This window comes from Marinitoga sp. 38H-ov (assembly GCF_011057715.1).
In the GTDB taxonomy this organism is placed as follows: domain Bacteria; phylum Thermotogota; class Thermotogae; order Petrotogales; family Petrotogaceae; genus Marinitoga.
In genome coordinates this window covers 17,976-32,853 of the sequence record NZ_LNGH01000006.1, presented here as the reverse complement: position 1 = coordinate 32,853, position 14,878 = coordinate 17,976, and the positions used below count along the sequence as shown (strand labels likewise).

The window sequence follows — 14,878 nt, the reverse complement described above, 5'->3', positions numbered from 1 at the left end:
TCAAAAAAAATTAGAGGGTGAAAAAATGATTGGAAATCATCCTTATGTAAAATGGGCAATAGAATGTATAGAGAATTATATAAAATATGGAAGAAAAATAGAAATAAAAGAAGATTTACCTGAAGAATTATTAATAAAAAAATCAGCGTGTTTTGTTTCCTTGCACACAATGGATGGTGATTTAAGAGGTTGTATAGGGACTATAGAACCAATATATGACAATTTGGCAATTGAGATTAGAGAAAATGCTATAGCAGCGGCTACCAGAGACTATAGATTTACTCCTTTAACAGCAGAAGAATTAGATAACATTGAAGTAAGTGTTGATGTATTAAGTGAACCAGAATATATTGAATCTGTAGATGAATTAGATCCAAATATATATGGAGTTATAGTAGTTAGTGGATTTAAAAAAGGTGTTTTGCTTCCTGCGCTTGATGGAGTAGATACAGCTGAAGAACAAATAAGAATTGCGAAATTAAAAGCAGGAATTTATTCAGAACCATATGAAATATATAGATTTACAGTTGAGAGGTATTTTTAAGGTGAAAAAAGCCTATTTTTTTGAAAAAAATTCTAATATAAAAAACTCTAATATAAAATGTAAATTATGTCCTCATAATTGTGTAATAGAAGAAACTGGTATTTGTAAAACCAGGAAAAATATTAATGGTGAATTATATTCATTAAATTATGGAGAAATTACTGCAATTAATATAGATCCTATAGAGAAAAAACCCCTTTTTCATTTCTTTCCTGGTGAAAAGGTTTTATCTATAGGAACTTGGGGATGTAATTTCAAATGTGAGTTTTGTCAAAATTTTGAAATATCACAAGAAAAACCATATGGGATATATAATATAAATCCTGAGGATTTAGTTAATTTAACCCTTCAAAAAAATGTAAATATAGTAGCTTTTACATATTCTGAACCTATAGTTTGGTATGAATATGTATATGAAACATCGAAACTATTAAAAGAAAAAAATATTAAAACTGTATTAGTTACTAATGGGTATATAAATAAAGAGCCATTAGAAAAATTGTTACCATATATAGATGCAATGAATATTGATTTAAAAGGTTTCAATGATAATTTTTATAGTAAAATAATAGGTGGGAAAAAAGAGTATGTAATGGATACTATAAGATTATCATATGAGAATAATGTGCATATTGAAATAACTACCTTAGTAATTACTAATGGAAATGACAATTATAATGAATTAGAAAGTATGTTTAAATGGATAAGTTCTATATCAAAAGATATACCACTTCATTTAAGTAAATATTATCCAATGTATAAATATAATAATCCTCCCACTAATTTAAAGAAATTGGAAGATTTATATTATATAGCAAAAAAGTATTTAAATTATGTTTATTTGGGAAATGTATGGAATAAGGAATTTGAATCAACATATTGCCCTAAATGTAGAACATTATTAATAGAAAGAAAAGGATATAATATAAAATTAAAAAATATTGATGAAAAGGGAAGGTGTAAAAATTGCTTAAAAGAAATACCAATAATTTTTTAAAGTATAAAGGTATATTATATATAATAATACTAATTATATCAATTTCCTTAATTTTATTTTTTGTTTTTCACAAACCATTACCAAAGTATTATAGTAAAAAGGATTTTGCAATGGGAACATGGGTTAATGTAGTTGTATCTGGCGAGAAAATAGATTCTGAAAAATTAGCAGATATAGCTTTTGATGAAATGAGTCGTATTGAAAAAAAATTTAGTAAAACAATTGAAAATAGTGTTATTTCTAAATTAAATAAGGAAAGAAGCATTATTGCTGACAAAGAAACATTATTTCTAATAAAGGCTGCAATTAATTATGCGGATTTAACAGGAAGTGCATTTGATCCAACAGTAGGAGAATTAATAAAAATATGGGGATTTGATGATATAAATAATGAAAAAAGAATACCTACTCAAGATGAAATAAAAACAGCATTAGAAGGTGTAAGTTATAAGTTTATAAAAATAGAAGGAGATAAAATATCATTGTTAAATGATAAAACAAAGATAGATTTAGGTGGAATAGCAAAAGGATATGCAGTAGATATGGCAGTACAAAAAATAAAAGAATTAGATCCAAATGCTACTGGATTTATAGATGCAGGTGGGGATATAGGTATAATTGGACCAAAATTTGGTAAATTTCCTTGGGTAATAGGAATTAGAGATCCTGATAAAGGACCATATGATATAAAAGAACAAATATATTTAAAAGAAGGTGCAATAGTAACCTCTGGAAATTACGAAAGATTCTTTGTAAAAGATGGTGTTAAATATCATCATTTATTAGATCCTAAAACAGGATACCCTGCAAATTACTTTAAAAGTGTAACTATTATATCTGATAACGCAATGAAAGCAGATGCTATGTCTACAGCTATATTTATTCTAGGAGATAAATTGATAGGTTTAGATTCAATGACAAAATATGGAATACAAATATACGGTATTAATTCAGAAAATAAGGTTATAAAAACTACAGGATTTGAATACTATTTAAAAGAACATTAGGTGAAATTATGAGTAAAAAAATAAAAGATGTATTATTTATTATCATTATTTTAATTATATCGGCTACAGCTATTATTATTCAAAGTACATTAAAAAATGAGTTAAAAGGAGCAAACATATATTTAGCTGGTAAAGAAATTATGAAAATAACTAAACCAGGGACATATTCTGTATACGGAGATGATGGTGATTACAAACTAAAAGTTGTATATAACGGTGAAAAAGTAAGAGTTATAGAAGCAGATTGTCCTTTAAAAACATGTGAATATACAGGGTGGGTAGATAATTCTTCTCAAGAAATAATATGTTTACCAAATAAAGTTGTTGTAAAACCTATTGGAAAAGATAAAAAAACAGGAGTTGACATAATTTCATGGTAAAAAATAATATTCCTAAATTGGCAATATTAACAGCATTGTCTTCAGCTGTATATTATTTAGAAACATTAGTTCCTTTTCCTATACCCTTACCGGGAGCAAGATGGGGTTTTTCAAATTTTGCCATATTATATTCTTTGAATTATGATGAAATTTTAATAAATGGATTATATATAGCAATATTTAAAAGTATATTAGGATCATTATTATCTGGCAAATTTTTAAGCCCAACATTTTTTATGGGATTAATAGGTAGTTTAGTTGCAACATTTGTAATGTATTTAATTGTAAAATCGAAAAAATTTGGTATAATAGGAATAAGTGAATTTGGAGCAATATTTAATAATTTGTCTCAGTTAATTTTTGGATGGCTTTTTATAGTTAAGTCTGTAGGTATATTTTGGTATTTGCCTCAAATGTTGATATTTGGAACATTTTCTGCAATTGCTAATGCTGTAATTGTTAAATCTGTTTTTAGGAGTGTTAAGAATTGAAAATAATATTAGGATCTGGATCACCAAGAAGAAGGGAATTATTATTAAAATTAGGAATAGATTTTGAAGTAAGAGTTTCTAATACAGAAGAAATTAGCTTTAAAAAAGATCCGGTAGAATATGCAAAAGAATTAAGTTATAAAAAGTCTAAAGATATATATATATCAGAGAATGAATTGCTAATAACCGCAGATACAATTGTTAGTTTTAATAATGAAATACTTGGAAAACCAAAAGATAAAATTGAAGCATTTAATATGTTGAAAAAATTATCTGGAAATATGCATAAGGTTATTACAGGGGTTACATTTAGAACAATAGATGAAATATATACTATAGAAGATATTACAGAAGTGTATTTTTTAAGATTAGATGATAATATAATAAAATTTTATATTGATAAATATAACCCTTTAGATAAAGCTGGAGGTTATGGTATTCAAGATTTTGCAGGTGCATTTGTTGAAAGAATTAATGGTGATTATTATAATGTTATGGGATTACCTTTAAATAAAATATTTAATTATTTGTATAATAATGGATTATGTTGCCTAGAGAAAAACTTTTAAAATATGGACCTAAAGAATTAACTATCAACGAATTAATAGCAATTATAATAAGAAAAGGAACAAAAGAGAAAAATGTATTTGATATTTCCAAAGAAATTTCAAATAACTATTCTCTAAAGGATTTATTTTACATGGATATTGAAGAACTATGTAATATAGAAGGTATTGGAGAAGTAACAGCAATAACTTTAAAAGCTGTGTTTGAATTGGGAATAAGATTTCATAAGGAAGCTTTAAAGAAAGAAGAGTTAAAATTTGATTCTCCGGAAAAGGTATATTATACATTATATGATGAAATGGTATTTTCAGAAAAAGAAATAGTAAAATGTATATCTTTAAATAGCAAATTAAATCCTATATCAATAGACACTATTAGTATTGGTACAGTAAATAGTTCTATACTACATCCAAGAGATGTTTTTAAGATTGCAATAAAAAACAATGCGGTATCTATTATTATTGTTCATAATCATCCATCTGGAGATAGTGCTCCAAGCATGATTGATATAGATATAACAAAAAAAATAGAGGATAGTGGAGAAATATTGGGGATTAAATTATCTGATCATATAATATTTGGTAAATCTGAATATTATAGCTTTAAAATGGGAAGAAAGGTGATGAAAAATGGATAATATGCCAGAAAACTTAGAAGCGTTAATGAAATTAAAGAAAAAATTTGAAAAAGATTTAAGAAGAAAAGGAATAAATATTGAACAGAAAAAACAAAAAACAGTCGAAAGAGCTAATATTGAAATAAAGTATATATCTATACCTATTGACGATATTCAAACAATTGTAGATTTAAATTATTATGATTATAAAAATAGCAATTTAGAATTGGCTAGGCATATAGAAAAGTTATTATTAAATAAGCCAAAAAGTTCATATGTTAATCAACAAGCAGTTGCACATATATTAAAAGAAGAATATGAAGAGGTATTAAATTTACTTGATAATCCATCATTTCCAGAAGATTATTTTAATGTTGGAATGGCTAAATTTTTATTAAAACATGATGATGCATATGATTTTGCAGAAAATGCTGTTAAAAGATTTCCTAATAATAAATATACCAATTTATTATTAGCAATGAATGCTGTGTATAAAGGACATTATTTTAAGGCATATAAAGCAGTAGAGGAAGCAGCGAGAAGTTCTAATGATCCATTATTACAATTTGTTATTTCATTATATGATAAGGATTATGTAAAAGCAAAAGAATATTTAAGTAAAGTATTTTTACAAGGTAAAGTAAAATATTTTGCATCAATATATCAAGGATTCTTACATTTCATGTCTTTAGAAGGCGATAAATTATATCAAATGAGAAAAAATTTTGAAAACAATATACCTTGTGCCAACTGCTTATTAAGATATTCTAAATTAAAAGCAACAAATGTGCCACCAGATTATTGTAAATTCTGGAAAATGCTTGAAGCATTTGAATATGAAACTTCTGGTAGGTTTGAAACAGAAACTAATTTACCTGAACAAGCTATTATAAGCTTTTTAGGTTTCTACAACTATAATAATGAAGAAATGGCAAATAAGAATTTTGAAAAATTAACAGAAATGTTTGGTGAATTAAAAGTAGTATTTTTCCCAAATGATTCACATGTAAAAGGGTTAAAAACTTTTACAATGGAACCAATAAAAAATGGGAAAGTTGCAAAATTATATGGTCCAGGGGTATACAATAAATTAAAAAATGTAATTCAAAGATTAGAAAGTAAAGAAGGAAAAAGATATGATTTTATAATAGACTTACCTTTCTATGAAGGTATAAAAATGTTGTTTGGATGGAGAACTTGTCAATTATATTATACAAATGATTAGGGGGATAATATGAATAGAGATGAGGCAATAAGATTATTAAAAGAACATATAAAAACAGATAATTTAATAAATCATTGTCTTGCAGTTGGAGCTATAATGAAAGGGCTCGCAAAAGAATTTGGGGAAGATGAAAAAAGATGGGAAATTATAGGTATTTTACATGATTTAGATTATGAATATACAAAAGATGATCCAGAAATACATGCAAAAAAGACAGTGGAAATATTGGGAGATAAACTAAATGATGAAGAAAAAAATGCAATATTATCTCATAATGAGCATGCTCCATTAAAAACTAAGTTGGATTATGCATTATATTCCGCAGATCCAATATCAGGGCTTATTACAGCAGCAGTATATGTAAGACCTGACAGAAAAATTGAAAATTTAAAGGTAAAATCACTAAAGAAGAAATTTAAAGATAAATCATTTGCAGCCGGTGCTAATAGAGAAAATATAAAAAAAATAGAAGAAGTTGGAATAGAATTAAATAGATTTTTTGAAATATCTATAGAATCAATGAAAGAAATATCAGAAGAATTAGGACTTTAGAAAGAGGTGAATGATGTGGAATTATTAATTCAAAAAGAGATAGAAAGATATAACAAGGAGTTTAAATTGGTTGAAAAAGATTTAAAATTAGAACCAAAGGATGTTGCAAAATATATTGATCACACAATTTTAAAAGCAACCACAACTCCAGAAGATATTAAGAGAATATGTAAGGAAGCAAAAGAATATAATTTCTTTTCAGTTTGTGTAAATCCTGTATATGTTCCATTAGCAAAAGAAGAACTTAAAGGTTCAAATGTAAAGGTTGCAACTGTCATTGGATTTCCTTTAGGTGCTAATTCTATAGATGTAAAAGCATATGAAACAGATATAGCTTTAAATGATGGTGCTGATGAATTTGATATGGTTATAAATGTTGGAATGTTGAAAGCAAAAGAATATAATTATATTTATGATGAAATAAAAGCTGTGGTTGAAGCTGCACAAGGAAAAACCGTTAAGGTTATTATAGAAACATGTTATTTGACAACAGAAGAAAAAATTGCAGCATGCGTTATTTCAAAAGAGGCAGGAGCTCATTTCGTAAAAACATCAACAGGATTTGGAACTGGTGGTGCAACAGTTGAAGATGTAGCATTAATGAAATTTGTAGTAGGAGATGCGTTAAAAGTAAAAGCATCAGGTGGAGTTAGAAGTTTTGAAGATGCTGAAAAAATGATAAAAGCAGGAGCTGAAAGAATAGGAGCAAGTTCTGGAGTTCAAATTGTTAGTGGTGGAAAATCTAATTCTGATTATTAATAAAGGGCCGTTAGGTCCTTTTTAATTTATAAATACAAAGTTGTAATAATCTTTCAAAATAAAGTAATATAAATAAATTAAAATACTTTGAAAAAATAAAATGGAGGGATATTATGGAAATTAAAAATGTAAATATATCAGAAAAATTAGCTAATCCAGCACCATTAGGATTAATGGGATTTGGAATGACAACAGTATTATTAAATTTACATAATGCTGGGATTTTTGAATTAAATGTTATGATTATGGCAATGGGAATTTTTTATGGTGGTTTAGCTCAAATAATAGCTGGAATTTTTGAAATGAAAAAGAATAATACATTTGGAGCTACAGCATTTACATCATATGGATTATTTTGGTTAACATTAGTTGGAATTTGGGTAATGCCTAAAATGGGATTACCAGCAGCCTCTTCAGTTGCTGTAGGGTTTTATCTTTTAATGTGGGGAATATTTACATTATTTATGTTTATAGGAACATTAAATGGAAATAAAGCAACTCAAGTTGTTTTTGGTACATTAACATTATTATTTTTCTTATTAGCAATTGGTGATTTTACAGGAAATGCAGCAATTAAAACATTTGCAGGTTGGGAAGGTATTTTATGTGGCGCATCGGCTATTTATACAGCAATGGCAGAGGTATTAAATGAAAAATTAGGTAGAATAGTATTACCATTATAATAGGCCTACGGGCCTTTTATTTTTATATAATTTTTATGTTATAATTACATAGATAATAAATGAAGGTGATATTATGAAATTAATTAAAGAGTCACCATATAAATGGAGAGTTGAAAAATTTGGAAAAATGAATGTAGATGCAATAATTTTTACAGATTCTAAGCCAGACATTGAAGCTATAGAACAACTTATAAATGTAGCATCCCTGCCTGGAATTGTAGATGCGGCATATGGTATGCCTGATATACATTGGGGATATGGTTTTCCAATAGGTGGAGTTGCTGCGTTTGATAAGGAAAATGGAGTGATATCACCAGGTGGAGTTGGTTTTGATATAAATTGTGGAGTTAGAGTAATGACTACACAGTTAAAATATTTTGAAATAGAAAAATATTTAGATAAGTTGATTAATAAAATATATAATGAAATACCGGTAGGGATAGGATCTAGAAATTATACTAAACTATCGGTAAAAGAAATGAAGAATATTATAGAAAATGGCGCATATTGGGCATTAAATAATAATTATGGAATATTAGAAGATTTGAATAATATAGAGGATAGCGGTAAAATTATACACACAGACTTTAAATGTATTAGTTCTGAAGCTATTAAGAGAGGATCTGATGAATTAGGTACATTAGGTTCCGGGAATCATTTTATTGAAATTCAAAAAGTTGATGAAATATATAATAATGATTTTGGATTATTTAAAGATCAATTGGTATTTACTATACATTCTGGTTCGAGAGGATTAGGTCATCAAATAGCAACTGATTATATAAAAATATTTAGAGATAATTTAAAGGAATGGAATAAAAATATACCAGATAAGCAATTAATAAATGCGCCATTTAACAGTGAATATGGACAAAATTATTTTTATGCTATGAATGGAGCAGCAAATTATGCTTTTGCTAATAGGCAGTTAATTGGTCATAAAATAAGAAAAATATTTAAAGAATTGTTTAATTTAGAGGTTAAATTATTGTATGATATTACTCATAATATAGCGAAATTAGAAAAACATATTGTAGATGGTAAAGAAATAGAATTAATTGTTCATAGGAAAGGTGCAACAAGGGCATTTGAAGGTCAACCAGTTATTATTCCTGGAGATATGGGAAGAGCTTCTTATATATTATTAGGAACATCTAAAGTTGCATTTAGTTCGTCAGCTCATGGAGCTGGAAGAGTTCTAGGAAGACGACAAGCTAAAAAATCTTTAAGAGCTAATGAAGTAATAAATGAATTAAAAGAAAAAAATATTATAATTTTGGCAAAGTCAAAAAATACGATAGTAGAGGAAGCACCAGAGGTTTATAAAAATATAAATGATGTTATTAAAGTTGTTGAAAAATCAGGAATTTCTAAAAAAGTAGCAAAATTAGTTCCAATTGGAGTTGTAAAGGGTTAATGAAAATTAAAACGTATATTCAATATAAATATTTAAAAATGTAAAGTTTTACCCCTATAATTTAAATATCTATAAACTCTATTGGGGGTAATAGTATGTTAGCCAAATATGAATGTATAGGATGCGTAATAGATCAAATAAAGAATATAATTAATAAGAATTTTAAGGAATATGATGAAAAACAAAAATTTGAAATAATGAGAGAAGTTTCATTAGAAATGCTTAAATATTCAACATATGGTAAGAAACCTATAGAAATGGCAAAAATAATATATGAAAAATTAGGAGAATATACAGGTAATACAGATTATTTTAAGGAAGAAAAGAAAAGATCTAACGAAACATTTTTAGAAGTTTTTGATGAAATGTATAAATTTTTGAAAAGTTCTGATAATCCATTAAAGGATGCAGCAAAATTATCAGCTTTAGGTAATGTTATAGATTATGGAGTAAAAAATTCTTTTGGAGAACTCGAATGGGAATTAGAAAATATTTTAAAGATGAAAAAATTTACTATAGACAGTTTTGACTCTTTTTATGCGTCTTTAGAAAACGCTAAGATATTATTATATATACACGATAATGCGGGAGAAGTTGTTTTAGATAAATTATTTATAAAACTTATTAAAGAAAAGTATCCTAATTTGCATGTTGTTTCTGCTGTTAGAGATATACCAATAATTAATGATGTAACAATAGAAGATGCTAAAGAAGTTGCATTAGGTGAAGTCTCAGATGAAGTAATATCTTCTGGAAGTAAAATACCTGGTACAATCTTAAGCGATGTAAATCAAGAATTTATGATTGCATATAAGCAAGCAGATATTATTATATCAAAAGGTCAAGGGAATTATGAAGGTTTAAGCAATGAAAATGATAAAATATTCTTTGTATTAATGGCAAAATGTCCAGTTGTTTCCAGAGAATTAGATGTAAATGTGGGGGACTTAATCTTCCAAGAAAATGTTTTAACCTTAAAATAAAATCTTATCTAAGGGGGTATAAAGATGAAAAAGTTTTTAGTTTTATTGTTAGCTGTATTAACAGCTGTAGTATTTGCAGCTCCTACACATTTAGTTATATTTCACGTAAATGATACACATGGTCATGTTTGGCCATATAGTGAGTATCATAATCCTGATATTGGTGGTTTTGCAAGAATAGCAGCTTTAGTTAATCAAGAAAGAGAAGTAAATCCAAATGTATTGTTCTTACATGCAGGAGATGTTAATACAGGAGTTCCAGAATCAGATCAGTTAGATGCAATTCCTGATTTTGTTACTTTGCATTATATGGGTGTAGATGCAATGGCATTGGGGAATCATGAATTTGACAATCCTATTGAAACAACATTAATGCAACAAAGATATGCAGGATTTCCATTCTTATCCGCTAACTTTGTGACAAAAGATGGAAGACAGTTATTTACACCATATATTATTAAAAATGTTGGTGGAATTAAAGTAGCTATATTAGGTGTTACTACAGAACAAACACAAGTATTAGAACCATTACATTTAAATGGCGGAAAATTCTTAAATGTAAAAGAAACAGTAGAAAAATACTTACCTGAATTAAAAGAAAAAGCAGATATAGTTGTTGTATTAGGACATTTAGGTTTTGGTGGAGAATATCAACCTTTAGGTGTTGAATATACAACATCAGATCAATTAGCAAAAGCAGTTGATGGAATAGATGTTATTATAGATGGTCATTCACACACATTAATGGAAAAAGCAGCATATATAAATAAGACAATTGTTGCTCAAGCAGGAGAATGGGGTAAATATGTAGGTAGATTAGACCTTTGGGTTGAAAATGGAAAAGTTGTAGATTATGAATGGGCAGCTATTCCAGTAAATATGAAAAAATACTTAGGAAAAGATGAAAAAGGAAACTCTATGTATGAATTTGTAACAGAACCAATTTCTGAAGATCCATTTATAAAAATGATAGCGGATCATTATTATTCATTAGGGTCAGAAGAATTAAATAAAGTAGTTGGAGAAACAAAGATATTGTTAGATGGAGAAAGAGCACATGTTAGAAGTGGAGATACAAATTTAGGACATTTAATTACAGATGCATTATTATGGAAAACTGGTGCTGAAATTGCATTACAAAATGGTGGTGGAATTAGAGCTTCAATACAAGCTGGACCAATAACATATAGAGATATTTTAACAGTATTACCATTTGGAAATACTGCATATGTATTAGAACTTACAGGAGAACAATTAATGAAAGTTGTAGAATATGCTGCACAAATACCATCTGGTAAAGGTGCATGGTTACATACAGCAGGATTAACTTATAAAATTAAAGATGGTAAAGCATATGATGTTATGGTAAATAATGAACCATTAGTACTTAATAAAACATATAAGGTAGTTACAAATAATTATATGGCTAGTGGTGGAGATGGATATTCAATGTTAAAAGGTGCAAACGGTTATGATTCAGGATTTGTTGTAGCAGATGTAGTTAAAGAATATATACAACATTTAGGTACAATTGAAAATTACGATAATTCTTTAAGAGTAGTAGTTGAAAAATAATTATAATTGCTCCTTCTTCGGAAGGAGCAATTTTTTATAAAATTAAATATTCAGATTGTAATAATAAATGTAGTGTATAGTAATAATAAAGGTATATACTATAAGGGAAATCAAGCGTAGTTACAAGGGTAACGCGATAAACATGGAGGAAACACATGAGAGGAAAAGTTAAATGGTTTGATGCAAAAAAAGGATTCGGATTTATTTCAGGTGATGATGGAAATGACGTATTTGTACATTTCACAGCATTAGCAATGGAAGGCTTTAGGACATTAGAAGAAGGTCAAGAAGTAGAATACGATATTCAAGAAAACAACAAAGGTTTACAAGCAGTTAATGTAACAACTATATAATAAACCAATCAACCCCTTTTTTTAGGGGTTTTTTTATTTTAAAATGTAATATAAAAAGTATAGGTTCGTAATAATAAAGGTATATACTATAAGAGAAATCACACGTAGTTACAAGGGTAACACGGAGAAACATGGAGGAATAGTATGAGAGGAAAAGTTAAATGGTTTGATGCAAAAAAAGGTTATGGATTTATTTCAGGTGATGATGGAAACGATGTATTCGTACACTTCACAGCATTAAAAATGGATGGCTTCAAAACATTAGAAGAAGGTCAAGAAGTAGAATACGAAATTCAAGAAAACGACAAAGGTTTACAAGCAGTTAATGTAACAACTATATAATAAACCAATTCAGCCCCTTTTTAGGGGCTTTTATTTTATATATTGACTTTTATTAAAAAAAGGTATATAATTATTATATCCCAATTGGGAGAAGAATCAATCCGTAGTTGCAATGGGTAACACGGGAGAAACATGGAGGAATAGTATGAGAGGAAAAGTTAAATGGTTTGATGCAAAAAAAGGTTATGGATTCATTTCTGGTGAAGATGGAAACGATGTATTCGTACACTTCACAGCATTAAAAATGGATGGCTTCAAAACATTAGAAGAAGGTCAAGAAGTAGAATACGAAATTCAAGAAAACGACAAAGGTTTACAAGCAGTTAATGTAAGAGTTATCTAACAATTATAAGCCCCGAAATGGGGCTTTTTTATTTTTCAATAACTTTTTCAACATATTTACTTGTAGAAGCTTTTAATAAACATCCATAACTCATTCTAAATTGAATAGTATCTCCTAACTTATACTCCCTATCAGAATCAGTTACATCGACTATAGTATGATCGCTGCTAGAATGAAGAACTTCAATTTTTTCATCTAATGGTATTAATCCATCAGGTGAAATATCTTGTTCTCCCATAGCTAAAATAGCTTTTTTTCTAATACCCTTATCTTCAAAAACGGGTTTTCTGCCAAAAGCATCAAATCCAGTTTCTCCAATTGGAACAGAAGGTTTTTCTTTTAATTCAACAATTTGTCCTTCTATAATAATAGTATCTTGTCTATTACCTGGAACGACTCTATTATTAGTAGCATCTGTACCACATATAATAGATTCACCTAACCTAAAATGATTAATTCCATTTGGTAACATATTGTTTTCAATTAAAGGTAATGCTGCAGTATTTCCACCGGAAATAATATCTAATTTTCTATTTAATATATCCTCAATACAATTTTTTATATCAACTAATATATTCATATTATCAACAGTAGGTAAAACACCACCAAAACATCCAAGATTCGTACCAATACCTTTTAAATAAATATTTTTATATCTTTCTGCTAATATAATTTCTTCAACAGCATTTTCATACCAAACACCTTCTCTTAAATCTCCAACATCAACCATATAAACAATACTTTGTATTTTATTTTTTTCTTTTGCTATATCATTTAGCCATTTTACTGTTTGTAATTCTGATACAAGAACTACATCAACATTGTCTACAACAAGTTCTAATTCATCTTTCATAGGTATTCTAAGTAACATAAATTCTGCATCAATACCATTATTTTTCATATGTATAATATTTTGTATTCTAGAATCACCTAAAGATTTTATTCCAGCATCAATTATAGCTTTTGCAACATCAATATTCGCAGAAACAACTTTTGTAACTCCTGTTATCATAATATTTTTCTCATCGCACATCTTTTTAATATTTTCAGCATTTTTCTTTATTCTATCAGGATAAATATGAAGTTGCGGATACAAATTTATTCCCCCTTTAAATTAATAATATTATTTGAATTAATTCCAAATTCTTCTTTTTCAGCGTTACCATATGGTTCTACATGAATAACTATATCTTTTATTTGATTATTTTTTTCTATTATATGTTTTTCAAAATTAGCACAAATATTATTAGCTTCTTCTACAGTCATATTAGGAGGTAATTCTAAATGCATGTCAATTAGTATTTTGTATCCAAATTTTCTAGCCCTTATTTTGTGAGGGTTTTTTATATAACTAATATTATTAGCTTCTTCTATTATACAATTATATATATCCTTTAATTCAGGAGAACTTTCCATAAACTCATTTGAAGATTCTAAAAATTGTTCAAATCCGGTTTTTAAAATCATAAACGAAACAAAAATAGCTATTATAGGATCAAGCCACCAAATACCAGTAAAATATATTATAGCAATACCTATTAAAACTGAAGAAGAGGTTAAAATATCATTTCTCATATTTAAAGCATCAGCTATAATAGCATTGCTTTTTATTTTCCTTCCAACAGATAATCTATATTTATATAATATAAATTTACTAATAACTGAAATTAATGCAATAATTAAAACATATGTGGTATTTTCAATTATAACTTTATTTTTAATTAATCTTTGTATGGAACTAATAAATACTTCTAAACCAGCATATATAATAATTAAAGAAACTACTTTAGTTGCAATTGTTTCAGCTCTTTCATGCCCATATGGATGTTCAATGTCAGGTGGTTTATTAGATATTTTTCCAGCTATTAATGTCATTATTGAAGTAAGAATATCTGTAGCTGTATCTAAACCATCTGCTAATATAGCCATACTATTGGTAATAAACCCTATAAATATTTTTAATAATGCTAATAGTGCATTTACAAAAATAGAAATAAGTGATGATTTAGTAGATATTTTTTCTCTTTCTATATAATCCACAATT

19 protein-coding genes are annotated in these 14,878 nt (G+C 27.4%); 17 read left to right on the top strand and 2 right to left on the bottom strand.

The genetic code is table 11. From position 1 onward, the window contains the following. Positions 1 to 25 precede the first annotated feature (25 nt). The 17 genes from amrA to AS160_RS01610 all read left to right on the top strand — a co-directional run bounded on the left by amrA (position 26) and on the right by AS160_RS01610 (position 12,834). Positions 26 to 544: an AmmeMemoRadiSam system protein A gene (gene amrA, locus AS160_RS01690; RefSeq protein ID WP_165144256.1), complete on the top strand. Its 519-nt coding sequence runs from the start codon at positions 26 to 28 to the stop codon at positions 542 to 544. Further along, positions 507 to 1,541 (top strand): AmmeMemoRadiSam system radical SAM enzyme, encoded by a 1,035-nt coding sequence (amrS, locus tag AS160_RS01685; protein ID WP_165144255.1) that lies wholly within the window; start codon positions 507 to 509, stop codon positions 1,539 to 1,541. The genes amrA and amrS overlap by 38 nt, the downstream gene beginning before the upstream one ends. Then, complete coding sequence (locus AS160_RS01680; protein ID WP_165144254.1) at positions 1,511 to 2,548, top strand: FAD:protein FMN transferase; 1,038 nt, start codon at positions 1,511 to 1,513, stop codon at positions 2,546 to 2,548. The genes amrS and AS160_RS01680 overlap by 31 nt, the downstream gene beginning before the upstream one ends. Positions 2,549 to 2,556: 8 nt before the next feature. Next, a complete protein-coding gene (locus tag AS160_RS01675) occupies positions 2,557 to 2,928 on the top strand; it encodes a NusG domain II-containing protein (protein ID WP_165144253.1) in 372 nt (123 codons plus the stop codon). Beyond that, positions 2,922 to 3,419, top strand: a complete 498-nt coding sequence (locus tag AS160_RS01670) for a Gx transporter family protein (protein ID WP_165144252.1) — start codon at positions 2,922 to 2,924, stop codon at positions 3,417 to 3,419. Before AS160_RS01675 ends, AS160_RS01670 begins: the two co-directional genes overlap by 7 nt. After that, positions 3,416 to 3,988 (top strand): Maf family protein, encoded by a 573-nt coding sequence (locus AS160_RS01665; RefSeq protein WP_165144251.1) that lies wholly within the window; start codon positions 3,416 to 3,418, stop codon positions 3,986 to 3,988. Before AS160_RS01670 ends, AS160_RS01665 begins: the two co-directional genes overlap by 4 nt. Next, on the top strand, positions 3,964 to 4,623 hold the full coding sequence (radC, locus tag AS160_RS01660; protein ID WP_165144250.1) for a DNA repair protein RadC: 660 nt from the start codon (positions 3,964 to 3,966) through the stop codon (positions 4,621 to 4,623). Before AS160_RS01665 ends, radC begins: the two co-directional genes overlap by 25 nt. Next, on the top strand, positions 4,616 to 5,827 hold the full coding sequence (locus tag AS160_RS01655; protein ID WP_165144249.1) for a hypothetical protein: 1,212 nt from the start codon (positions 4,616 to 4,618) through the stop codon (positions 5,825 to 5,827). Before radC ends, AS160_RS01655 begins: the two co-directional genes overlap by 8 nt. 9 nt (positions 5,828 to 5,836) lie before the next feature. Then, positions 5,837 to 6,379, top strand: a complete 543-nt coding sequence (locus AS160_RS01650) for an HD domain-containing protein (protein ID WP_165144248.1) — start codon at positions 5,837 to 5,839, stop codon at positions 6,377 to 6,379. Between the two features lie 6 nt (positions 6,380 to 6,385). Next, entirely contained in the window at positions 6,386 to 7,138 is a 753-nt protein-coding gene (gene deoC / locus AS160_RS01645) for a deoxyribose-phosphate aldolase (protein WP_241244199.1), read from the top strand. Positions 7,139 to 7,251: 113 nt separating this feature from the next. Further along, positions 7,252 to 7,821, top strand: coding sequence for an acetate uptake transporter (locus AS160_RS01640; RefSeq protein ID WP_206528030.1), 570 nt, complete (start codon positions 7,252 to 7,254; stop codon positions 7,819 to 7,821). A 73-nt stretch (positions 7,822 to 7,894) separates the two neighbouring features. After that, on the top strand, positions 7,895 to 9,238 hold the full coding sequence (locus AS160_RS01635) for an RtcB family protein (protein ID WP_165144246.1): 1,344 nt from the start codon (positions 7,895 to 7,897) through the stop codon (positions 9,236 to 9,238). 95 nt (positions 9,239 to 9,333) lie between these two features. Continuing rightward, positions 9,334 to 10,221 carry an ARMT1-like domain-containing protein gene (locus AS160_RS01630; protein WP_165144245.1) on the top strand — a complete coding sequence of 296 codons (888 nt, stop codon included), beginning with the start codon at positions 9,334 to 9,336 and terminating at the stop codon, positions 10,219 to 10,221. A 24-nt stretch (positions 10,222 to 10,245) separates the two neighbouring features. Then, a complete protein-coding gene (locus AS160_RS01625) occupies positions 10,246 to 11,796 on the top strand; it encodes a 5'-nucleotidase C-terminal domain-containing protein (protein ID WP_165144244.1) in 1,551 nt (516 codons plus the stop codon). 155 nt (positions 11,797 to 11,951) lie between these two features. Next, positions 11,952 to 12,149: a cold shock domain-containing protein gene (locus AS160_RS01620; RefSeq protein WP_165144243.1), complete on the top strand. Its 198-nt coding sequence runs from the start codon at positions 11,952 to 11,954 to the stop codon at positions 12,147 to 12,149. Positions 12,150 to 12,293: 144 nt separating this feature from the next. After that, complete coding sequence (locus tag AS160_RS01615; protein ID WP_165144242.1) at positions 12,294 to 12,491, top strand: cold shock domain-containing protein; 198 nt, start codon at positions 12,294 to 12,296, stop codon at positions 12,489 to 12,491. Between the two features lie 145 nt (positions 12,492 to 12,636). Continuing rightward, positions 12,637 to 12,834: a cold-shock protein gene (locus tag AS160_RS01610; RefSeq protein WP_165144307.1), complete on the top strand. Its 198-nt coding sequence runs from the start codon at positions 12,637 to 12,639 to the stop codon at positions 12,832 to 12,834. Positions 12,835 to 12,862: 28 nt separating this feature from the next. On the opposite strand, the gene AS160_RS01605 is transcribed toward AS160_RS01610, so the two are convergent. Then, positions 12,863 to 13,930, bottom strand: a complete 1,068-nt coding sequence (locus tag AS160_RS01605; protein ID WP_165144241.1) for an alanine/ornithine racemase family PLP-dependent enzyme — start codon at positions 13,928 to 13,930, stop codon at positions 12,863 to 12,865. 2 nt (positions 13,931 to 13,932) lie between these two features. Next, a complete protein-coding gene (locus tag AS160_RS01600) occupies positions 13,933 to 14,874 on the bottom strand; it encodes a cation diffusion facilitator family transporter (RefSeq protein ID WP_241244198.1) in 942 nt (313 codons plus the stop codon). Positions 14,875 to 14,878 lie beyond the last annotated feature (4 nt).